The sequence below is a fragment of the Synergistaceae bacterium genome (genome assembly GCA_031267575.1).
Classification (GTDB): domain Bacteria; phylum Synergistota; class Synergistia; order Synergistales; family Aminobacteriaceae; genus JAIRYN01.
The window spans coordinates 1-23518 of record JAIRYN010000034.1 but is presented as its reverse complement, the minus strand read 5'-3'; the positions used below and the strand labels follow the sequence as shown (position 1 = coordinate 23518).

Here is a 23518-nt window from a genome sequence, read left to right as displayed (position 1 = left end):
ATCCATGCGAGTAACAAGAAAATTTCGGAACAAGACCGGAGGATGCGTCCTATGATCTGTAAGATAAATATAAGAAATATAAAAAATATAACAAACAATATCAACAAGATAAAAACGATCTGCGCGACGCTGCTGTTTTTGCTGCTTCTGGAGGCATCTTCCGCTTGGGCGGGCTGGAACGACGATAATCTGGCGCGGGTTCTTCAGAACCGGCACGAGGAGTTTTTTTCTTTCGTGGTGGTGGGCGACACTCAGGGTCCAAATTCCAAGTTTCCTCAGGTTCTGCCCGCTATCCTGAAGGAAGAGAACCTGCTTTTCGTTTTCAACTTGGGAGACCTAGTGAACTACGCTACCCCGGAAGAGTACGAAAGCACTTTTTTCCGTCACGTCCGCGGTCTGGATTTGCCCTTTCTGACCTGCGCCAGCAACCACGATCACTTCAAGTCCAAAAACGCGGCCAATTATTCTCACCTTTTCGGCTCACCCCATTATTATTCCTTCGCGATCAGAAGCACGTGTTTTATCGTGCTGGATAACGGACAGGACACGTCCTTGAACGAGACCCAGTTTTCTTGGCTGGAAAAGACCCTCGAAAGGTCTCAGAGCTTTGCGAGGCGTTTCGTGATGATGCATCGCCCTCTGCGCGACCCGCGTTCCAACCGAAAAAAACCTCACGACATGAGCGAACGCCCCCATGACGTGGAACGCTTGAATGCCCTCTTTGATAGGTACGACGTCACCATGATTTTCACGGGACATATTCACTCCTTTTATACCGGCAAGTGGGGGAAAACCCCCTACATCATTACGGGCGGAGGGGGAGGAGGCCTTTATGATAAGGGAACACCCGCGTCGTTTCACCACTATATTCGCGTGGACATTGCCCCAAGCGGCAAAGTCGCTTATCAAGCGATAAAAGTGGATGTCATAGGCAAAAAATAGCAGAGGCACACGCGATTGCGAGCAAACGGTGCGTTGGGGAAAGGATGTGCGAATCTTATGGGAACAGGGTCAATCAAGAAAAAAGGCCGCGGTGAAGAATATGTTTATGATATTCGTAAGGGTTGCGAGACGGAGTATGCCGCGGTACTGAAAGAATACGAAAAGTAGTAGACCGTGACGAACGAAGAAAACGCTTTGATTTCGGTGGACAGGCGCCAGGTGACAAGAAACAGCGTGTTGCAAATAGGGTTGTACGCGGCGCTGTGGATTTTTGTCGCTGGGGTAGCGTGGTGGTTTTTGCGACTGGACGCGGCGACCCTTTCCCTGTTTTTCATATTCGGCGCGGCGGCCCTGATCCAGTTTGTTTTGTTCGTCAAAGAGCGAGAAAAAGCACGGCATTGGGAAGCTCTTCTGACAATCATGACGAAAACCACAGGAGGCTGCTCTTGGATATGGGACCTCGTAAATCGGCGTTTTCGCCTACTTCCTGAGGGACGTTTCATCTTTGGCCGTGATGCGGAGACCTATGAGGATTTCGTCTCCTTAATTCACCCTGACGACGTGGATTTTTTCAAAAAGGTCACGAATCACTTACGTTCCGACGGCACTTTGGATTTGGACGAAACCTTCAATTTGAATGAAACATTGAATGAAACATTCAATGTGGAGCTCCGAATGCAGAGCGTTCAGGGCGAATGGAGGTGGTTTGTCGCACGGAGTCACGTTGCTGTACGCTTTCGGGGTAAAATCGTCAGGCTCATTGGGGCGATGCTGGACATCGACGACTATAAACGAACCATGGAGGCTCTGCAGAGCTCAGAACGCCGTCTCGAGATGATTTTCCGAAGCGCTCCGGAGGGTATGGCCATCACCGACAACAAAGGGAGACTGCTAGACGCGAACCAGGCTTTTTACGATATGCTTGGCTATAGCTCTAAAGAGCTTCATGAGGTTCCCGTGTTATCCCTCTCGGACGGCCATCGCGAAGTAGTGGGCAAGGTCGCCATGGAAGAATTTTTGGCGGAATGCGAGAGCGACGGCGACCGATTTTCTCACCTAGAGGAGGATTTTACCCACCGCGACGGGCGGCGCGTTACTTTGAAATATGGGATTTCGCCTCTCATTGATTTTGATGGCAACATCTTAAATTATGTTTTTTCGGGCATCGATATTACCTTGCAGAAAAAGCGCGCCGCCGAGTTCAAACTTCTTTCGGAGAACCAACACTGGCTGTTCGACTTTCTACAGCAATTCAATCAGTTCGAGGGAGTGGAACAGCTCTTCGAAGCGCTGAGGGAAAACTTGCCCAAGGTGATCTCCTTTTCCCACTTGAAGCTGATTGTGCCGTCTTTTTTAGAGAAAACTTGGTTCCTCTGCGACGAACCCCTTGACGCGGACAGGGTCGACGCGGAACTGACCAAGATCCTGGCGGGAGAAGGACCCTTGGGTCGAGCTTATGTTGATCGGACGCCACTTGCCAGGGAGGAGCGACATTTCGGCGAAGCTCGTTCCGTGTTGGCCGTTCCGTTGGCTTACAAAGGAAAGACATGGGGTGTCATGGGCCTGGAAAACGAATCTTCAAACGCCTTTACGCACCAAGACGTGACCTTGATGAGCATTCTAGGAGGCAATATCGGAATCTATTTCGAGGAACAGTTCGACCGCACGGAGTTGGATACCGACGCTCAACAGCTTCAGCGCCTCCATGGCCTCATTTACTCTATGCTTCAGACGCAAAATCGGAAACATCTTCTGGACGAGGTTCTGAAGTACTTGGAAAACATGGTCAAGGATTCCGCCTGTGCCATCTATCTTTTCGACGAAAACGGCAAGGACTCTCAGAAATTGAAGCGCTTGGCTTATTACGAAAAAGAACACATCCACATTCCCAACAGCGACCTGGTGATGGAGGCGATTCGCGACAAAGCCTCGCAGATGGTTTACAACGAAAAGGGCGTGGAGACGCGGTATGTTTCCCCTCTCGTCTTTCAAGCGCGTAGCATCGGAGCTCTGGATCTCCACAAGCCGTCAGGGATACTGCCCAGGGAACTCAAAATGTACCAGTTACTGACCGATTACGTTTCGAGTTTCTGGATGCTCTACGACCTTATGGCCACACGCGAGGAAGAGGCTTTCATCGACCCACTGACGGGAATATGGAACCGTCGCTATATGATCCGCCGCCTTCAGGAGGAAAGCGACCGCATCGCCCGTTATGGCGGCAACGCTTGTCTAGTCATCGGAGACATGGGGAGCTTTAAACAGATCAACGACAATTACGGGCACATCAAAGGGGACGAGGTCCTGGTGAAGACGGTCTCGGCCATTAAAAAAAGTCTGCGCCTCAGCGACAGCGTAGGACGCTATGGAGGCGACGAGTTTATCATTTTGTTGTCGAACGTGACGCTTCAAGACGCGGAAGTGGTGCTCAACAGGATCGAGGTGGAGTTGAAACAGCAGAAGGTCTATAGCGACGACTCCAACCCGGATGCGCCTCTGATTGAGATAGTCATGGATTTCGGTCTCGCGATCTATCCCGGAACCGCGTGCAGTCTGTTGGAAACCATCAATCTGGCGGATGAAGCCATGTACATCAAAAAACTGGCGAGAAAAAAACGAGCTGAAGGAGCTGAGCGAATGTGAAAAAAAAATTTGCGATTCTCGTTTTGCTGCTGCTGTCTTTGGACTGTCTTGGGGAAAGGGTGTGGGCGGCTCAGTCTCAGCAAAGCCGAAAACAGTATGAAAAGAATCTCGCTTACAACAAAAATGCCCTGCCTGCCGGTTGGAAATACGAGGCGGGCTATACCCTTTGGCGCGTGGAGCGAAACCTACCCGCCAACCGCCACACCTACAGACGATATAAAAAAGACCGGACGTGGCACAACCGAATGCGCCGCGAGCATCGTACCGAGGATATCGTTCTGGATACGTGGGACTGGAGTACCGAGGAAGTCGCGCTTTTCTGGGAGAACTATAAGGAGCTTTTCAAGTTCCACCCAGCAGGAGTAGAATAGCAGGTTCTTCAACTCGACTCAGTCCGCTCGACTCAGTCCGCCCGATTCCGATTGTGATTGTTGAAGTCGGATAAGGCGCGGATAAGGATATCGTTTTCCTCCGGAGCGCGAGTGCTCACTCGGATGTACCTTCCGTCAAGTCCGGGGAAATTCCGTGTGTGGCGCACCACCAGACCTCGCTTCAGGAGAAAAACGATTAGTGGACGGTCCTCATCTACTTGAATGAGGAAAAAGTGGGTTCGGGTGGGTAAGACCAGAAACCCCGCCTTTTCGATTTTTGCGATGAAGCGGGGCGTTTCTGCAGCGTAGAAGTTTCGTGTCTTGCGGGTAAACTCTTTGTCTTGCATAAAGGTTAAGGTTGCTGCCTGGGCTATGGCATTGACGCTCCAAGTGGGTTGCCGCGCCTTTAGTCGCGCGATACGCGCTTCGCAGGCCAGAACATAGCCGACGCGCGCGCCGCATAGGTGAAAAATTTTCGTCAACGAACGAAGGACGATCAGGTTTTGATTCCGAACAAAATCGAGCCTGCGGTGCTCACCCCTCAGAAAGTCGGCATAGGCCTCGTCCACCACAAAGAGGGTATGGGGGTAACGCTGGAGCAGGTTTTCCAGCGCCTCGCGTTCTACGTATCCCCCCGTGGGGTTGCAGGGATTGCACAAAAAGAATGCCTCCGTACCCTCTGGTAGATTCGGCAGATTTTCCGCGTTAAACACGCCGTTAAACACGCCTTGGACCTTCGCCCCGTAGGCAGAGAGGGCACGGGCGTATTCCCCGTAAACCGGCTGCCAGAGAGCCGCCTTTTTGCCTCCGAGAAACGAGGCGATAAGATAGACGGCTTCGTTGGACCCGTTCACAACCAAAACGTTTTCGGAAGAGCAGTCTTCAACGAAGGGGCGTTCGTGTTCCGCGATTGTCCGCCGCAGCTCCGTGGCCTCGTCGTCGGGATAGGAGGCCAAACATCGACGAAGGTCGATACTCAAATCTCCTTCCCAAGGGAGGGCATTGGTGTTTGTACTGAAGTCCAAAATCCTCTCCGGCATAGGAAAACCCATCGCCTGGTAGAGTTTTTCGGGGTTCGCGCCGTGAGACCGTTCCAAAAGGGACATGAAGGAGGTCAGCGAAGGAAAAAATACACCGCCAAAGCGGAAAGTGCCACCGACGCGTCGAGAATCCCGTAAGCTTTGAGAATGTCCGCGGCTTCAGGCTCACGAAAGTCGGCGTCACCGATTACGGGCCTTTCCTCGAACTCTCCGCCGTAAAAAGCCCCTCCTCCCAACCGTATGCCCAGAAGCCCAGCGAAGGCGCTTTCCCCATGGCCACTGTTGGGGCTCAGGTGTTTTTTACGGTCGCGTAGAAAAATCTTAAACCCCTGAGAGAAAGAATACCCCAGGCACGTCCCCGCCGCCAGAACGGTTAAACTTCCCAGACGCGCGGGAATGAAGTTCAAGAGATCGTCGAGCCGCGCGCTGGCGCGCCCAAAGTCTCGATACTTTTCGTCGTCGTACCCCACCGTGGAGTCTAGAGTGCTCGCCGCCTTGAAAATCCACGCCGCCAAAACCGCTCCTGCTCTCCCGCCGCACAGAGCTCCCAAGGTCATAAAAAACAAGACTGAAAAAATCCCGTCGATGAAGTTCTCCCCCAAGGTCTCCACCGCGGCCCGGGTCACGTCCTTCTCATTCAGGTTTTCCGTGTCACGTCCCACAATAAGGGAAAGCGCTCCTCTTGCGGTCTCCAAGTCTCCCCTCGATAACGCCAGGACTACGGGTAGAGTGTGGTCCTTCAACGAACGCCAGGCCAAGGCCGTGTAAAGAAGGTAAAGGGTCGTTAACTCGTAAAGCCATCGGTTCAGTGAGGCGCATAACAAAATCAACCCCACGATCACCACCGTCGTGAGCAAAACGGCAAGGCATAGAAACCTTCCTCCTTGTCTTTTGTCAGGTCCGGGGTAAAAACGCCCTTCCCAGAAACGAATCATCGCCCCCACGCCGGCTACTGGATGAGGCATGAACTTGGGGTCACCCAACAGTGTGTCGAGAAAAAGAGCTACAAGAATTTGCATCGAACGAGTCTCCTTGAAATTCTTTTAAAGTTAAGAGACAACTTAAGTCTCTTTTGAAGACTAGACTATTCTTGTATTATAGAGTAAAGCTCTTAATTTTAGGAGGGATATTAAGATGAAATATTCAAACTCAAAATCGGATACGTCGGAATCGAGAAACGAACGGATGAAGTTTAATGAAGGCAGACGCCAATTCACACTTTTAACATACTTTCACACTTGAGAAAAAAACACCAATCCGTTAAAGTTATAAGGGCGTAGCCTGTTGCGCTTTTCTTTAAGGTCGCATCTATAATTTTTTCGGCCGGGAGCCGGAATAATATAAGGAGAGATTGTTATGATTGACGTATTCGAAATACTTTCCAACATCGGTAGTTGGTTCGGCGTGATTTTCATCGCGCTATTGGTGTTTTCCTCCGCGGTAAAGATCGTGCCGGAGTACAAAAGACTCGTCGTTTTCCGCCTGGGGCGTCTAGCAGGAAGCCGTGGCCCCGGTATCGTCTTCATCATCCCCATGATCGACCGCGTCATGAACGTCGATCTGCGTATCCTGACAATGGACGTCCCCGTCCAAGAGGTTATCACGAAGGACAACGTCCCCATCAAGGTGAACGCCGTGGTTTATTTCAGGGTCATGGATCCCTCACATTCCGTCGTAGAGGTCGAGAACTACGTCATGGCCACCAGTCAGTTGGCCCAAACCACCTTGCGCTCGGTGGTGGGCTCCGTTGAGCTGGACGAAGTGCTGTCTTCCCGTGAGAAGATCAACCACGAACTCCAAAAAATCATTGACGAACGCACTGACCCCTGGGGTATCAAAGTCAGTGCCGTGGAGGTGAAGGAGCTGGAGCTTCCCGAGGGAATGAAACGCGCCATGGCCCGTCAAGCCGAGGCCGAACGCGAACGCCGAGCTAAGATCATCGCCGCTGAGGGCGAACTTCAGGCCGCAACGAAACTGTCCGAAGCCGCTAAACAGATGGAGGTTTCCCCCGTCACGCTCCAACTGCGTTATCTTCAGACGATTCGAGAAATCGCGGGAGAGCGAAACTCCACCACCTTCTTTCCCATCCCTATCGACTTGTTGAAGCCCTTTATGGAGAAGGCGTTCGAGCCCAAACAACGGGATACAGTGAATTTGTAAATGTAAAAGCCATAAAGTTAGAGTAAGTCCCACGGGAAGAAACGAAGCGCCCGAACAGCTCGTTTGTGTGTTACCATAAAGAAAGAATGTACAAAATGAAATGCAAGTCACTGACAAGCGGGGAGAGTGGTGTGAATGGCGCTAAATATACTGGGGCTTTTCCTAATCTTTTTCGCGCGCATTATTGACGTTAGTTGCAACATTGTGCGCATCCTATTTCTTGTAAAAGGACGGCGTTTCATCGCGTGCTGCATTGGCTTTTTCGAGGTTATGGTCTATATGCTGGCTTTGAGTTATCTTTTGGGCGGTGGCAAAGGTTTGACTTACGTAGAACTGCTTTTTTACTGCGGAGGGTTTGCCACCGGCACTTACGTTGGATCCTGGATGGAAGAGCGATTGTTGAATTCTTTTATTTTGGCGAAAGTGATCTTGGACGACAACGAGGGCAGTCGGTCGGCGATTGCTGAAGTGCGTCATATGGGCCTTGGCGCGACGGTCATCAACGGAATGGGGCGCGACGGGCCGAAATTGATGGTCGAAATCTTTTGTCACCGGCACGATGTCATGACCATACAGAAATTGTTTGATCATCAAGGTTTTGTCACAATATCCGACGTCAAGCAATGTACGGGAGGGTGGTTTCCCAAGAGACTCTGAGAACGAGGTTTCTTGGTGGAGCCGAAAGGGAGGATATTTATGTCTGAACACACTCTCTACTCCGAGGAATATCGGACGGAAGTCGAAGGAGAAAATAGTAGTCTTCGCCAGTATTCCGTTGAGCTGGAGAGAGAACTGATGAGGATGAGGCGTACCGAAAAGGTCCTGCACGAAATGGAGCAGCGCTATCTGATTTTTATGGAGAGCACTGTCTTTTTGTATGTCCTCCTCGCTCCTAACGGAACCTTTCGCGTCATGAATCGCCGAGCGGAGGAGTTCTTCGGATTCCAGGTAAAATTGGGAGGTGGTGTGACGTTGCAATCACTTTCCACGCCGGGAGACGAGGGCGAGGTGGAGTCCATGCTAAAAGAGGCGATAGCGAAAAACGCCCATGCCGTTCTGCCTATCATCCGCGCTGACGCCACGTGGGGATGGTTGGACATGGAGCTTTTCGCCTCCGTTTACCAGGGCGAGCCTTCAATACAGATCATCGCGTTCGACATCACCAATTTGATGAAGGGAAAGGCGGAGGAAGTATCCGCCTCTTACCCGGAGGCCGAGGACAGTCCTGCCTATGCCATACGGATTTTGAACAGTTGCCCGGGACTGCTTTGTTTTGCTGTGGACAAAAAAGGAACCTTGCTCTACTCTACCCGCGGGTATCGGGAAATCGCCAAACGTTTCCTGGGTCATGAATGCGTGATGGGTTTCCCTTATCCTGTCAGCCTCGAAACGGTATTCGACATGGAGTTGCAGGAACTGATACAGGACGCATTCTTGGGAAATACGGCCACCACCGTGCTGGTGGAAAGAAGCGCCCAGAACAACAACCGATGGAACGTGACGGTAGCGCCTCTGGTGACCCCTTCAAACGAGGTCGCGGGGGCTGTTGTGTATCTCGCGTCGATGATGCGGCACGAAGAGCAGGAAGCCCCTCCGTTTCTGGTGAATCCAGAAAAATCGGGCGCGAAGGAGATCTCGCGGCCCACCGACCGCTTCGAACCCGCTCAAATCGAACTTCTGAACATCATTCCGCGAATGTTTTGCGTCGTGGACGACAAGGGTTTTTGTATTGAGGCCAACACTAATTTTTTGAAAACACTGAAATTGAAGCGAGACGACGTGGTGGGTCATTTGTTAGCGAGCCTGGCGCTGGAGAGTGACCCGGTAAACGAGAAGCTGAAAGAAAGGCTGCATCATGCGCTTCAGGGAAAATCTTTCGAAGAACTGGAGTGCCGCGTATGCACCAAAGATGGAGAAGTCCTCTCTCTGGGACTAAGTGGGATACGCATGAGCTGGGAAGCGGACGTCATGACGCTAGTTAGCTGCATGGATAATACTCGATTACGCCGCACAGAAGAGCAGCTTCAGCGGGTGTCCACCACGGATATCTCCACGGGGGTCCTGAACCGTCAAGGTATGGAGCGTGTTATCTCTATGGAGATCGAGCGAACGGTCCGATACCATGGTTCTTTGTCACTGATCGTGCTGGATATCGATGGATTTCGATATGCAAACGAGCAGATCGGTTACGCCGCCGCCGATAGGATCCTTCAAGAGGTGGTCATAGCCATCAAGACTCGCATTCGCAACGTGGATTACCTGGGACGCTGGGGGGGCGATGAGTTCGCTCTACTGACGTCGTTGCCTTTGTTCGCGGCCACCCAATTGGCGAAGAAACTTCGAGATATGGTGGAGCACAACGTGTTCGGAGAAAACCGGTCTTTGACTTTTAGCGCCGGTGTCGCGGAGTACCGGAAGTCCATGGATATCACAGCTTTTGTGGCCGCGGCCTATGACGCGATGGTAGAAGCCAAACGAGAGGGCGGGAACCGGACCGTTCAGGCCCGAGAGGACCCCGATAATTCACAAAATAAGCAAAGTAAACAAATAATCGAGCGAGCGTAAAATAAAACAAAAACGCGATAAAACTGGAGGCGGCGCGAAGTAAATGGGACAGATTCAGATTATTGTAGAGGGAATGACCGCCAGCGGAAAGTCGACCATCGTCAATCTTTTAGGCGAACGACTGGGGTTCAAGATCATGCCGGAGGAGTTTCGCGACCAGTATGATCTATTGAGCCGCTTTCATCACGACCGAAACTGGGCGTTTCCTATGCAGCTCAACTTTTTGGTGACGCGCTTCGCGCAGTACCTGTGCGCCTCCGAGGAAAATTGCTACATCATGGATCGCAGCATTTTCGGCGACAAGGTTTACGCCACGCTGTACTACAAACAGGGCTATTTCAAAGACAGCCAATATGGATGTTACCTGACCCTTTATGATTCCCTCCTTAAGTACACCAAGGCTCCGCAGTTGTTGATCCTCGTCTATTGCCCTTTTGAGGAAATCATGCGCCGCATCCGCGAGCGCGGTCGAGGGGACGAGCTGGACGCCGGGGAGGAATACTGGCGTTCTCTGTACTCCGCTTATATTCCTTTTATCGACTTTGTCAAGTCGGAGATGGACATTCCGAATTTTCTGGTACTGGACCTTTCTGACCCCAAATTTATCCATACACCCCATCGGGTGGATCATTTTTTGAACGAGGTCAAAGCCTTTTTCCCCGACAAGTTTCCCCCTGGCAGGAATTCGGTGGAATGAAAATGTCCACCTCGCATTATGATGCCATCATTATCGGCGCCGGGCCCGCGGGGATCTTTGCCGCGTCGGAGCTGATCGCCAACGGCAAGAAGGTCCTCATCGCGGATAAAGGCAAACTGATCAGTGATCGCCGGTGCCCTGTGGTTAACGGCCTGGTAAAGAGCTGCGTTCACTGCGACTCCTGCGCCGTGGTTTCTGGATGGGGGGGTGCGGGTTCGGCCTCGGACGGTAAGCTGACTCTCACCACCGGATTCGGAGGAAACTTGGAGGAGTACATTGGCCAGGCCGCGCTGCTTTCGATGATCAAGTACGTGGACGACGCTTTTGTTCGCTTCGGCGCGGACCCTCATTGCTACGAGGCCAAGGCGGAGATGGTTTACGACACCATTCGCAGAGGCGCCCAAGTGGGCCTACGGGTGTTGCCCGCGCGCATTCGCCACATCGGCACGGACGCGTCCCGAGAGGTCCTAAACAACATGTACAAGGACCTAGTTACCAAGTGTGATATCCAGATGGAGTCCACCGTGAAGGAAATTCTGACCAAAAGCGGCCCCTCCGGCGAAAGAACCGTGGGGGTTCGGTTCGAGGACTACCGGGAGGTGCGTGGCGAAAACGTTTTGGTGACTCCAGGGCGGGAGGGCGCGCCTTGGCTCGAAAGCCTCATTGGTAAGCTCGAGTTGCCCATCGCCTCTATGCCCGTCGATATCGGTGTGCGCGTGGAAGTGCCTGACAGTGTGTGCGAATCCTTGACCCAAGAGTTTTACGAGGTCAAATGCCTTTACAACACCCCCACTTTCGATGATCGATGTCGCACTTTTTGCATGAACCCATCGGGCTTTGTGGTGCACGAGTTCAATCAGGCCCATCGTCTGGTGACGGTCAACGGGCACAGCCTGAAGAACAAGAAATCCGGCAATACGAACTTCGCGATTCTGGTCACGAAGAACTTCACACAGCCTTTCAGCGACCCCATCGGCTACGCCACCCATATCGCGAAACTGGCCAACATGCTGGCGGGGGGTGCTATCCTGGTGCAGCGCCTGGCCGACTTGCGGGGTGGCCGGCGTTCCACTCAGTCCCGCATCGATCGGGGGATGGTGGAGCCCACCGTCTCGGCTCAGCCGGGTGACTTGAGTCTCGTTTTGCCACACCGCTACGTTATGGACATCGTGGAGTTTCTTGACGCCCTGAACCAGATCATGCCAGGCGTCAATCACGGCGACACACTGCTCTACGGCGTGGAGATTAAGCTCTATTCGCTGCGCCTGGAGCTGAACAAAAACCTGTCGGTTCCTTCGATAGAGGGGCTCTGGATGGCGGGAGACGGAGCCGGGGTCAGTCGTGGTATTGTTCAAGCCGCCGCCAGCGGAGTCGTCGCTGCGCGCGCCATTTGCGGGATGGTAAATGTATAGGGCTTGACTCAATCCAGTCCGAAAAGGCGCGTACAAGCTGAAATCAACAAAGGAGTATAATATGTCTAATGTTCCTTTTTTCGCGGTCAACCCTCGCATCAAGGAGGCGCTTGCGCATCTTTCGCCTTTGTTGCACGGCAAGGACGGGGTTTTAGTAAAAATGATGGCCTGCTTTTTTTCAAATGGACACCTCTTATTGGAGGACTTGCCCGGTTTAGGCAAAACAACTTTGGCCATCGCCATGGCTCGAACTCTAGGGTTGCGTTTCGGTCGTGTCCAATGCACGAACGACCTTTTACCTACGGATGTCACGGGACTCAATATCTTCAAGGCGGAAAAGGGCGAATTTGAGTTTCATCCCGGCCCCATTTTCAATAATTTGGTACTGGTGGACGAAATCAACCGCGCGACACCCAAAACTCAGAGCGCCCTGTTGGAGGCTATGGGGGAGGAGCAGGTTACAATCGACGGAAAAACCTACCGGTTACCTCGGCCTTTTTTCATTGTCGCCACCCAAAACCCCGTGGAGCACTCTGGAACCTTTCCCCTTCCGGAGTCCCAGATGGACCGCTTCATGATGAAGGTTTCCATTGGCTATCCCTCCAGAACCGCCGAGCGTGAAATACTGAAAGCCGGTAGCCAGAAAGAAAAACTTTCAAACATCTCGGCCTTGTTTTCTCCTGACGAAATTCTGAGGATCCACTCGGACATTGAGCGCAGCGTCATGGTTTCCGACAAGATTTTGGACTACATGCTGACCCTAACCGAAAAAACCCGCGTCTTTCCCAATATTGCGGCCGGAATTTCCACGCGGGGCGCCATGTCGCTCCTGCAATTGGCCAAAACTCTGGCTTGGATGCAGAACCGAGACTATGTGATCCCTGAGGACGTAAAGGTGATGGCGGAGGATGTGTTGCTCCACCGTTTACAGTTACGCCAGGGATCGGGATCTACTAAGCGCGAGGTGCTGAGCGCGATTTTTTCGGAAGTACCAACCATCGTATGAAGGCAATTTTTTAATGAAGGTAATATTAATGAAGGCAATATTAATAAAGGTAATATTAATGAAGACAATGCCGAAAGGCGACCAGGTATGAAACGCGTCGTCCGGACGCGCCGAGCGGGAATGATCTACATCGTCATCTCGATAATTGTCGGGGTCGTGGCGGTGAATAGCGGCAACAACCTGCTGTACCTGGGAACGGCGGTGATGTTGGGGTATATGTTGGCCTCTGGCCTGGCCGGGCGAAGCAACATCCGCAACGCGTCGGTATCTTTATCTTTCCCCGACGAGATCTACGCCCAAGTTCCCTGTGCCGTTACCGTGCACGTCTCTAATAAAAGCCGTCTTGTCCCCCTTTTCCTCATCGAGGTGGCTCTGGCGGGGGGCAAAGAGCGCGTTTTTTTCCCCGTGGTTCAGCCAGGGAAAACCGAAAGCCGGTCGTTGTTCACCACTTTCCCCTACCGAGGAGCCCATAAAGTCGAAAACGTGGAGCTGTCCTCCGTCTATCCTTTCAATTTTTTCGTGCGCTACTGGCCTGTTGCCTTCAAGACCGCGGTGACGGTGTTCCCCTACCCTCTCCCCTGTGACCTAGAGCTTCTTTTTGTCCATATTCTCCCTCAAGATGACGAAGGCGAAAGCGCCGCAGCCACGGCCGCGGAAGAAACGGACATTGTGGAGGTTCGTCCCTACGTGGAAGGCGACCCCATCAAGCGCGTCCACTGGAAATCCTCCGCCCGCACGGGAAAGCTGCAAAGCCGGATCTACGAGAGCGCCACCGCCCAGAGCGGATGGGTTATCAACTTAGACAACTTGCCCGCCGACGACGTGGAGCGCGGATTGTCCATGGCCGCCTACGCGGTGACGGAGTCCATGAAGTCGGGTTTAGCCATCGGGATGCGAAGCCGCCAAGAGACCCTATTGCCGGATCCGGGACTCACCCATAAAAAAAATCTTTTGACGAGGTTGGCGTTATATGTGTAGCAGAACGATGGCCCCGAGAATAACAAGCACCGGCACGTCTTTTCCCCTGAAAAGCGTCCTAAACTTCGCTGTGGCTATTTTCGCGATCCTGGTTTTTTTCATGGGCCGAGAGCTGATCGGGGCGCTCTACGCCTGGGGGTTTTTGGGCCTGTTAGCCGTCGCGTTTTTCATTGACCACAGCGCGCTTCCTCACCCGTCCCGTATTTTGATCAACCTGACGACTGTGGCCGCTTTAGTCGCGATTTTCGTCCGCGTGCGGTTCAACTTCCTTATCGAGGCCCTTATGGAGTCAATTCTCTTAATGGTCGCCGTTAAAATGCTGGAGGACAAACACCCCCGCGACTATGTTCAGATCGTGCTGCTAGGAGTGGCTTCCTTGCTCTGCTACTCGATGCTCTCCGCTGAGAAAGACTTCATCGTCTACTGTTTCGGAATGGGACTAACGTCCACTTTGATCCTGCTTCTTTCCACTTGGCTTGACAAGGATCCCCGCGCTTTTGTGAGTGTCAGGGAGCTGCGGCAACTTTTCACGCGTACAGGGGTCATCTTCCTCGCCATGTTGCCACTGTGTCTGCTCCTTTTCTTCGGTCTGCCCCGGATCAATTCTCCTATCTTTGGAACACGCGGGCGCTATGGAATCGCCGCCACGGGGTTTTCCGAACAAGTCCAATTGGGAGACGTGTCCCATATTCAGTCCAACAACAAACTGGCCTTTCGCGCGAAAATGGCGCCCCTGAACTATAATGACCCTTACTGGCGCGGTATGGTGTTGGATATTTTCGAGGGACGGGTGTGGGTTTCCTCTCGAAATACCCTCGGTAGAGGCAATTTCATCCCGGAGGCAGACGCGCCTCGTATAGAACAGGAAATCGTTCTGGAGGCTGGGAACCGGGGTGTTCTTTTCGCCCTAGACCAACCCTTCGCCATACTAGGAGTGGACACCATCTTGGACGGAGACGGGGCTTTTCGCTACCGTTCCCGTAACGTAGGCCGACGCTTGCGGTACAAAGCTATGTCGGTGGTGTCATCTCAGATGAGGCCGGCGTTTACGGTCGATACTAGACGCTATTTGACGTTGCCCGTTGGTTTCATTCCCCGGCTTCGTTCTCTGGTAGAGAACATGATCCAAGGGATGAACAATCGGGAAAAAGTCTCCGCCGTGATGGGCTTTCTATCTTCATCGGAGTTTTTGTATTCCCTCGAAGGGTTGCCCAACACGGGGAATGCTCTGGAGCAGTTCATCTTCGTCAATAAAAGGGGCAACTGCGAGTACTTTGCGGCGGCTATGGGTGTAATGCTCCGCATGGCAGGGGTTCCGGCTCGATTAGTGGCAGGATATCGAGGCGGAGTCTATAACGAAGCGGGCGGATATTACATGGTGCAGGAGCAGAACGCTCACGTATGGGTCGAGGCTTGGGACTCGGAAAAAAAGGTTTGGGTACGCCATGAGCCTACCCCTGCGGGCACCGTCTTGAGCTCCGCTCTTTCCTCCTACGATACCTTCTCAATGTATCTGGATTTGCTGGATTACCAGTGGTCGAAGTTGATAAACTACAATTGGGATACGCAAATAGACCTGGCGCGAAACTTGAGAGATGTTCTTCACAACCCGCGTGCGTCGCTTCCTCCCACCCAGGATGGATTTCGGCGTCTGGGAGCCGCTCTGTCTTTTCCCGCCACAGTGTTGGCTGTTCTCGCGGCCTGCGTCGCGCTTTTTATCCTCGTCCATACCCTGAAAAAACGCCGGCCGGAGATCGTTCTTCTAAATGACTTCTTGCGCGCCATGCGGCGCAACGGCTACCGTCGCCACGAAAGCGAGGGGCTTTCGGAGTTTCTGGAACGCGTGGACGACGCCAACTTACGGATCCTAGCCCTGCCCTTTGTTCGGAACTTCGAGGGGTGTTATTACCGGGACCGCCCTATGGACTCGGAACTCCATCAGAAGCTAAGGCAAAGGATCAAGAAAATCTACCGGTCGCGAAAAGTGTTATATTAAATCAATCCTAAATGTTAAAATTTACGCTCTTTTTACTCAAACCCTATCGAGATTTTTACGGAGAAAATAATGATTTTTTCTCCTTGGGGCCCGGAGGGCTTTTTCTGGCAAAATTTTAAGCTATAATCATAAAATCAATTGATAAAAAGGCGAAAAGCAACAATGTTGACGAAACAAAATTTGTTAAGGTTAAGGAGGTTTCTGAAGTGACGATTTTATTGGTATTGTTAACTTTTGCCCTGGGCGTGGTGGCGATTCTTTACGCGTGGTTGGTCCATCAAAAGATAACGAACTTTGTGGTGGATGACCCACGAATAATGGAACTCTCTCAAATCATCCACAAAGGGGCTATGGCCTTTTTGAAAAAAGAGTACACTTGGCTGGCGTGTTTTGTCGGCGGCGTTACCGTGCTTTTGTTGGGGATGTGGAAAGTGGGTTTCGGAGCCGGCCCTGCTTTTGCCTTTTTATTGGGAGCCCTTTGCAGTGCGGCCACAGGTTGGCTAGGGATGTACGTCGCGACTCAGACCAATGGACGCACGACCTTTGCGGCTACCCGTAGTCCGGGCGAAGCCCTGGAAATGGCCTTTTCCGGAGGCAGTGTCGTGGGAATGCTGGTGGTGGGCGTAGGTCTGGCCGGCATCGCGGTAGCGTATCTTTTCCTGAGCGTGAGTTCCTTAGCGGCGTTCGGCATGGGAGCCAGTAGCATCGCTCTTTTCGCCCGGGTTGGGGGCGGTATTTACACCAAGGCGGCAGACGTGGGCGCGGATCTCGTGGGCAAGGTCGAGGCGGGCATCCCGGAAGACGACCCCCGCAACCCAGCGGTCATCGCGGACAACGTTGGGGACAACGTTGGGGACGTGGCGGGCATGAGCGCGGATCTGTTCGAGTCCTACGTTAATTCCGTCATCGCGGCCATGACTATCGGACTCATCAGCACAGACCTATACGGAGGCGTGGCCTTGGGAATTCGGGGTGTAGCTTTTCCCATGCTCCTGGCGGGTTGGGGTATCTTCTCCTCCATCATCGGCTGCCTGTTGATCAGCTCCAAGGTCCGCTACTTGGAAAAATGGGTCGATTTGACGTTTCACTATATCGGAAAGATCGGTTGCGTCAAAAAGATCTTGGACCGTATCCATGAAGGAGACGCTGCTTTCGCCTTGAGGGTGGGGATCTTCGCCGCCGGCGGAATCATGATTTTGGGCACCTTCGTTTTGAGTTTGTTGTGCTTCTTCACCAAGACCTTCCATATTTTCCTGGCCGTGACGTCAGGAGTTCTGGCGGGCGTCTTGATCGGCTACACCACGGAACTCTACACGTCAAGCGATTACTCCCCCGTCAAAGACGTAGCTAACGCCTCCGAAACCGGTCCGGCCACCGTTATTTTGGCGGGCTTTTCCTTGGGCATGAAATCTTTGGTGTGCCCCGTAATTTTAATCGTCCTTTCCATCTTGATCAGCCACTGGCTAGCGGGAGTTTTCGGTGTAGCCTGCGCGGCGGTGGGAATGCTGTCTATCACGGGCATCGCTCTTTCCGTGGATGCCTATGGTCCGATTGCCGACAACGCGGGAGGCATCGCTCAGATGAGCCAACTTCCACCTGATGTACGGAAAATCACGGACAAACTGGACTCCATCGGCAATACGACCGCCGCCATGGGGAAAGGTTTGGCTATTGGCTCAGCCGCCTTGACGGCTTTGGCGTTGTTTGTAGCCTACAGTCAAGCCGCCCAGTTATCGCACATTGACCTGATGGACCCCAAGGTCATCGTGGGAATGTTGCTGGGTGGAATGCTGCCCTTCTTGCTCTGCGCCTTTTGTATCGAAGCCGTGGGTCGCGCCGCTCAGTCTATGATCGCGGAGGTGCGCCGTCAATTCCGCGACATCGCGGGCATCATGGAGGGAACAGCCAAGCCCGAATACGAAAAATGTGTCTCTATTTCCACAGCCGCGGCCCTAAAAGAAATGATTATTCCCGGCATTCTGGCTTTGGTTTCCCCGCTGGCTATTGGATTGATCCTGGGCAAAGCGGCGCTGGGAGGTTTTCTGGGAGGCGCGATTGTCACAGGAGTCATGTTGGCGCTTTTCATGGCCAACGCAGGCGGAGCCTGGGATAACGCGAAAAAATACATCGAAGAGGGAAATTGCGGCGGCAAAGGCACACCCAACCACGCGGCGGCAGTGGTTGGCGACACGGTGGGAGACCCCTTCAAGGACACGGCGGGCCCCAGCCTGAACATTCTTATCAAGCTCATGACGGTTGTCGCTCTGGTAATGGCACCTCTGTTTGTATAGTTAAGTTTCGTATCGACTGTTGATGATTGAAATCGGGTAAAAATTGGGTAGAGGGCCGCTCATTATTTGGGCGGCCCTCTTGTTCGGTTAGTTATGCTGTCCATATTGCATGTCATTTTTGCGCCGTTTCCCCAAAAACAATCCGGCCCGATAGTGAAGTAAATAAAATTAAAAGAACTAAAGTTAGAATAGTTAAAAGAGTTCTTTAATGTCATTCAAATTCTGTAGATTTGGAGATTATTTTGATTATTTCCTAGCGAGGGCATCGCTGATCCAGCGCCATTCCTCGAATCTCAGAATCCAGCTCGCGATTCCGTAAACTCCGCTTCCAACAGCTATCGCCCCCAGACACCATCCTGCTCTCGTCCCCAGTCCCGCGAAAGGCGCATAAGGCAACAGGAAGCCGTAGAACCCCAAGGCCAAGCCCATCAAAGCCAGCGCGGTAACCATCTTGGTCAACCACACTATCGAGATCAACGGAAAAAACCCCGCGTTCTCAGGGCTACCGCTCGTCGAGTGTTTTATTTTTTTGCGGATGCAGTGAAGTCCCAAGAGCCCCGCGAAAGAAAAAGCGACACTAGGGGCCAAGGCCAGCCCTCCATATCCCATAGGAAACATCAAGAAAAAGGACAAAACAACTGTACTACCGACGCTGAAAAGCGTCGTGGCGAAAGCCACCCGAGACATGGAAAGCGCGTACAGCCCACGTGTCACGATCGTCGAGCAGGTCATGCCGGGCAGCCCCAAAAGGCTCAAAGTCAAAGCCCAAGAGGTCATGTGCCAAGCCTGTTCACCGAACGCGCCCCGAACAAATACCAGATGTACGAAGGGCTTAGCAATAGCGATCAGTCCCACGGTGGCAGGCAAAACGATGAAGAGGGCGAAACGGAGCGCCTCGCCGAGAGTCGAGGTAAAATCCTCCGGGTCCTGAGCGCGTGAAAGCTGTGGCAGCACGGCCTGGGACACGGCGATGACAAAGAGCCCCAAAGGCAGTTGTACTATTCGGTTGGCGTAGTTAAGGACAGAAATGCTGCCTTCCTCCAGAAAAGAACCCAGCATCCGGCTCATTATGGGGTTGATCTGGTTGAGGGAGAGTCCCGCGGCGTAAGGGAGAAACAAAGTCATCATTTGCCGAAGGTCGGGGTTAGAAAAGTCGGGACGTTCTGGAATCAGGAACGCGCCGACGCGTCTACTCCACAGCCATTGGACGAGAAAGTGAGCGCTTCCACCCCCCAGGACGGAAAAGGCCAGTCCAAGAATTCCGAAGCGGAGCGCGAAAAAGGGCGCGGAGACAATAAAGACCAAGTTACTGAAGGCGGGCGCCAAAGAGGGTACAAAAAAAGAGCCCAAGCTGTTCAACATCCCCATCGCTAACGCCGCCAAGGAAACGAGAAACAAGAACGGAAACATCCACCGTGTCAAACTCGTGGTCAGACGCGCGGTTTCCCCGTCGAAGCCCGGAGCCATGAGGAGAGTTAGAAAGGGCGCTACTATGATGCCAAGGACCACTACGGCCGAGGATGTCAGGATAAGGACGCTCATCGCTTGCCGCGCCAAGGACATGGCCTGCTTTCGGTCTGTTGCCAGGACTTTGGAGAACACGGGAACGAAAGCCGCGGACAACGCGCCTTCCGCCACCAGTTGCCGCGTCAAGTTCGCCAGAGTATAGGCGACGTTGAAAGCGTCGAGCTGGGCGGATGTGCCGAAAAACGCCGCTGTCACCACCTCGCGAATCAACCCCAGCACACGGCTGACACAAGTACCCAACATCATCAACAAGGCATGACGCACCATCCGCGAAGACTCCCGCACTCGTTCCACTCCTCCACTCCGGCTTTTCTCATCCAGCCTTTCTCATCCAACTTTTCTCATGAGCCCATGATACACGATCCTGTATGAAAAGCACAAAAACTTAATGAAGAAGTTATAATAATTTTTAGAGAAAGGAGCGCGACTTTTAATGAGTTTGGAGGAGTTGATGAAGGAGTTGGCGGAGAAGTCAAGCGAGGAGAAGCCGTGGGTTTGGGGTGTGGGCAACGTGCTTTTGGGAGACGACGCGGTGGGGTGCAAGGTGGCGGAACTTCTATTGGAGCGGGGAATGCCAGGGGTCGTTGTATGTGGGACGATGCCGGAAAACTACGTGGCGACGCTGCGCAAGATTTCCCCTCGCACCCTGCTGATTGTGGACGCCGCGAATATGGGACTCGCTCCCGGCGAGTTTCGCAGGTTTTCCGTCGGCGAGCTGAACGCCGTCATGGACTCAAGTCACGGTATTCCTCTGTCGGTTTTGCTGGGGCCATTCATGGATTCCATCGAGATCGTCGTCCTGGGTATCCAACCTTCGACCTTGCGGCTGGGCGCCTCTCTCTCCGAAGCCGTGGAAAGGGCCGCCCATCGCGTAACGGATCTAATCTCGCGAAACGAATGGCGGGAGGTGACGCGGTGATCTATAACTTTTGACGTTCCAGCACAGTGTGGAGAAAATCGCGCTTATGGCGATCCCCAGAACGATGATGAAAAAAGACGAAAGCGGTTACAAATCTAATGCCAGATGGTGACTGAAACAATTGGGCCGTGGCAACGTTCTCGTGCCGCGTTGACCTGAGGTCGCTAAACGATCCTCTTCCCATTGTCCCGACACGAAAAGAATCTATAAATAAAAATAAAATGGTACAGGTTAAAAAATCCTAAGTGGCATTTCAGGAATATTGTTTAATGTATCACTTTATCTTAATGAATTTATATTAGTCACTCAGGGCAAAAATTTTAAAAACAGCACGAGTGGGAGACAAAATTAAAACTGGAATGTTTCCTTATTATAAGTAAAATTAAATTGGTCAGTAAATTTTGTTATACTGCTTTTTATACGATACGATATGATATATATTATATTTAACTCATATGCACTGGAGAGTGAATTGTATGAAAGTTTATACAATTGGTTATGAAGGAACAAGTTTAGAAATTTTTCTTTCTTGCTTACGAGAAAATAAAATCAATTTTTTGGCGGATGTAAGAGAAAAACCTTTATCGAGGAAGCCTGGGTTTTCAAAAAATCTCCTCTCTGAGAGACTTTGCGCTCTCGGAATACAATATAAGCATTTCCAGAAACTAGGGTGCCCCGCGGATATCAGAAAAGAATATTGCCAAAACGGTAATTGGCAGCAATATTGTTTTAGATTTAAGGAGCATTTAGAAGGTAATCTCGAAACATTAGAAACTCTTGTGCGCTATTCTGAAAAATTTACGTCGGCTTTCATGTGCTTTGAGGCCGATCCTAATAAATGTCATCGCCTCCTTATCGCACAGCGGATAGATGTGCAATATAAGACAGTTATCCAAAATCTACATCCTGTTAATTCTCGTCAAATGGTAACGATATTTGCTGCGCCAGAGCCGTGCTTTGCTTAGGGGGATAGAGAAGGCTTATAATAAGCCATTGGTCCTGAAAGTGGTGCATGTTGCCAAGTAACAACATAAGATTTTTGTTATTCATCTCTCTCTAATCTTTGTTGAAATTGACTTTGCCATTGTTCTCTATAAAACCGGAAGCAATTGCGATAAAGGGCGCCTGCTTCCCAATCGGTAATCTTGATTCTGATCTCATGTCCTGTTCCGTCAGCAGTGTTTGCTTTGAAACGATAATAAAAATCAAAGGGGATTTTTTCCAGCGCGGGAGGCAAAAGCGCTTCTTCACGTGAAAACAAACTTCCGTCTTGCTTTAATTTACGAAGTTCTTCCGTGGTCCATTCCGTAGATGACGAGACAATTTCGAGTCTTACTGGCTCTTGGAGTTTATACAACACAAGAGACTGGTCTTTTTGTAGATGTGGAGAAGAACGATCGGGTAAAAATTTTGTAACGACAGGAACGCGATTTATCCACGCGATACGTTTTTCCCAATCTTGTTTGGTATTGAGGATAACTCCCGGCCTTATATCTTCAAAAGAGATTTTGTAGCTTTCTATTCTTTTGTCTGTTGAACTCTTTTCAATTGCCACATTAATCCATTGCCATTTGTGAAATTGAGACTCTTTCGTCAGTAACCTGAAAGGGACAGGGAAAAGCCTACGCATTTCTCCATCCTCGTTGATCCCAGCAATACATGTTGTTTCTACGTTTTTTGCGCTGGGGGTAGGGTATGTTTTAGCAAGAATAAGAATGTTTTCTCTCTTTTGTGCCATGATTTCCTCCTATGAAAAGTTGATAGTCAATTCAACGATTTATCATTGCTTGTTAGTCATGGCCGCCCAATCAAGCGGACCAGGCACAGAGTAGTCCGAGCAAACAAAATATGAAGCTCTTCTATATATTCATTCTCAATATTCATTCTCAGTCAGTATTCATTCTCAGTCATGATTTACGGATTATACACCTCGCACGGGCGATGGTCGTCGTTGATCGCTTACTGATACGCAAGAACGATGAGCAGAATCCCAAAATTTCGAAGATTTATGCTAAGATTAGCATGATTTATGCTAAGATCACCTTCGGATAAAAAGTGAGCGAAGTCTGGAAAAGGCGCGTTTCTTTCCGGGCATTTTGTGTATAGATATGTGTATAGATAAAAGATGAAATTTTTTGTTAAAATTACGATAAAGCGATGAGAAAGCCAATGGCTTCAGCCGTTGGATGAGAATCGCAACGCCGTCAACGGCGGCGTTTGTTTTGTATTTGGTTTCTTGTCATATGTCTATTTTCATGTTAAACTCCTTTTATGGCTTATCAACGTGAGATGCGGGGCGGAACACGACCAGGATATCAATGTGGATGTAAATATTCTCAGAGTGGGGGCATCCACTCTTAAAGGAGAAGACGTAAGACCGGTTTTAGTCGGCTGTCTTTGTCGATCTTAGAATCCCATGACTTTAGTCGTGGGAGTATGTTAAATGAGGAAGCAACCGAAGATCGTCTACTCGGATCACTGATTGGATGGACGTAGTTCAGGGAGAATATTGGCAGGAGGGAGAAAACACTATGGCGAAGGAAAAATTTGATCGCAACAAGCCGCATTTGAATATCGGCACGATCGGGCATATCGATCACGGTAAGACCACGTTGACGGCGGCGATTACGAAATGCCTCGCGACGCAGAAGCTGGCGGACTTCACGGCCTATGATATGATCGACAAGGCCCCGGAGGAGCGCGAGCGCGGAATCACGATCAACATTGCCCACGTGGAGTATCAGACGGATAAGCGTCATTACGCCCATATCGACTGCCCCGGCCACGCGGACTACATCAAAAACATGATCACGGGCGCGGCTCAGATGGACGGCGCGATCCTGGTGGTAAGCGCGGCTGACGGCCCCATGCCCCAGACCCGCGAGCACGTGTTGCTGGCCCGCCAGGTCAACGTTCCCGCTCTGGTGGTGTTCATGAACAAGACGGACCAGGTGGACGACCCCGAACTTCT

Annotated in this window: 19 protein-coding genes; 15 read left to right on the top strand and 4 right to left on the bottom strand. The window is 51.6% G+C overall.

Annotated features, from left to right (window positions below):
* The first annotated feature begins 51 nt into the window (after positions 1-51).
* From LBJ36_04870 to LBJ36_04860, 3 genes are all read left to right on the top strand, one after another.
* Entirely contained in the window at positions 52-942 is an 891-nt protein-coding gene (locus LBJ36_04870; GenBank protein ID MDR1378364.1) for a metallophosphoesterase, read from the top strand.
* 174 nt (positions 943-1116) lie between these two features.
* The gene (locus tag LBJ36_04865; GenBank protein MDR1378363.1) at positions 1117-3585 is read left to right on the top strand and encodes a diguanylate cyclase; all 2469 of its coding nucleotides are present in this window, start codon (positions 1117-1119) and stop codon (positions 3583-3585) included.
* The gene (locus LBJ36_04860) at positions 3582-3956 is read left to right on the top strand and encodes a hypothetical protein (protein ID MDR1378362.1); all 375 of its coding nucleotides are present in this window, start codon (positions 3582-3584) and stop codon (positions 3954-3956) included. Before LBJ36_04865 ends, LBJ36_04860 begins: the two co-directional genes overlap by 4 nt.
* A gap of 32 nt (positions 3957-3988) precedes the next feature.
* Here LBJ36_04860 and LBJ36_04855 read toward each other — a convergent pair whose 3' ends face one another.
* Both LBJ36_04855 and cbiB read right to left on the bottom strand, forming a co-directional pair.
* A complete protein-coding gene (locus LBJ36_04855) occupies positions 3989-5062 on the bottom strand; it encodes a pyridoxal phosphate-dependent class II aminotransferase (GenBank protein ID MDR1378361.1) in 1074 nt (357 codons plus the stop codon).
* A gap of 8 nt (positions 5063-5070) precedes the next feature.
* Positions 5071-6015 (bottom strand): adenosylcobinamide-phosphate synthase CbiB, encoded by a 945-nt coding sequence (gene cbiB, locus LBJ36_04850; GenBank protein ID MDR1378360.1) that lies wholly within the window; start codon positions 6013-6015, stop codon positions 5071-5073.
* A gap of 337 nt (positions 6016-6352) precedes the next feature.
* Between cbiB and LBJ36_04845 the strand changes: the two genes are divergently transcribed.
* From LBJ36_04845 to LBJ36_04805, 9 genes are all read left to right on the top strand, one after another.
* A complete protein-coding gene (locus tag LBJ36_04845; GenBank protein ID MDR1378359.1) occupies positions 6353-7156 on the top strand; it encodes a slipin family protein in 804 nt (267 codons plus the stop codon).
* Positions 7157-7291: 135 nt separating this feature from the next.
* Positions 7292-7813, top strand: coding sequence for a DUF5698 domain-containing protein (locus LBJ36_04840; GenBank protein ID MDR1378358.1), 522 nt, complete (start codon positions 7292-7294; stop codon positions 7811-7813).
* Positions 7814-7852: 39 nt separating this feature from the next.
* The gene (locus LBJ36_04835; GenBank protein ID MDR1378357.1) at positions 7853-9721 is read left to right on the top strand and encodes a GGDEF domain-containing protein; all 1869 of its coding nucleotides are present in this window, start codon (positions 7853-7855) and stop codon (positions 9719-9721) included.
* 43 nt (positions 9722-9764) lie between these two features.
* Complete coding sequence (locus LBJ36_04830; protein ID MDR1378356.1) at positions 9765-10418, top strand: deoxynucleoside kinase; 654 nt, start codon at positions 9765-9767, stop codon at positions 10416-10418.
* A gap of 2 nt (positions 10419-10420) precedes the next feature.
* Complete coding sequence (locus tag LBJ36_04825) at positions 10421-11830, top strand: FAD-dependent oxidoreductase (protein ID MDR1378355.1); 1410 nt, start codon at positions 10421-10423, stop codon at positions 11828-11830.
* A 61-nt stretch (positions 11831-11891) separates the two neighbouring features.
* Positions 11892-12836, top strand: a complete 945-nt coding sequence (locus tag LBJ36_04820) for a MoxR family ATPase (GenBank protein MDR1378354.1) — start codon at positions 11892-11894, stop codon at positions 12834-12836.
* A gap of 87 nt (positions 12837-12923) precedes the next feature.
* Positions 12924-13814, top strand: a complete 891-nt coding sequence (locus LBJ36_04815) for a DUF58 domain-containing protein (protein ID MDR1378353.1) — start codon at positions 12924-12926, stop codon at positions 13812-13814.
* Between the two features lie 7 nt (positions 13815-13821).
* Positions 13822-15810 carry a DUF3488 and transglutaminase-like domain-containing protein gene (locus LBJ36_04810; protein MDR1378352.1) on the top strand — a complete coding sequence of 663 codons (1989 nt, stop codon included), beginning with the start codon at positions 13822-13824 and terminating at the stop codon, positions 15808-15810.
* 206 nt (positions 15811-16016) lie between these two features.
* A complete protein-coding gene (locus LBJ36_04805) occupies positions 16017-18101 on the top strand; it encodes a sodium-translocating pyrophosphatase (GenBank protein ID MDR1378351.1) in 2085 nt (694 codons plus the stop codon).
* 246 nt (positions 18102-18347) lie between these two features.
* On the opposite strand, the gene murJ is transcribed toward LBJ36_04805, so the two are convergent.
* Complete coding sequence (gene murJ / locus LBJ36_04800; protein ID MDR1378350.1) at positions 18348-19913, bottom strand: murein biosynthesis integral membrane protein MurJ; 1566 nt, start codon at positions 19911-19913, stop codon at positions 18348-18350.
* A gap of 148 nt (positions 19914-20061) precedes the next feature.
* Between murJ and LBJ36_04795 the strand changes: the two genes are divergently transcribed.
* Entirely contained in the window at positions 20062-20547 is a 486-nt protein-coding gene (locus tag LBJ36_04795; protein ID MDR1378349.1) for a hydrogenase maturation protease, read from the top strand.
* A 476-nt stretch (positions 20548-21023) separates the two neighbouring features.
* Entirely contained in the window at positions 21024-21512 is a 489-nt protein-coding gene (locus LBJ36_04790) for a DUF488 domain-containing protein (GenBank protein MDR1378348.1), read from the top strand.
* Positions 21513-21589: 77 nt separating this feature from the next.
* Here the strand turns inward: LBJ36_04790 and LBJ36_04785 are convergent, their stop codons facing one another.
* A complete protein-coding gene (locus tag LBJ36_04785) occupies positions 21590-22285 on the bottom strand; it encodes a hypothetical protein (GenBank protein MDR1378347.1) in 696 nt (231 codons plus the stop codon).
* A gap of 793 nt (positions 22286-23078) precedes the next feature.
* Here LBJ36_04785 and LBJ36_04780 point away from each other — a divergent pair.
* Positions 23079-23518: GTP-binding protein (locus LBJ36_04780; GenBank protein MDR1378346.1), on the top strand; the 440-nt coding region annotated here is incomplete at its 3' end.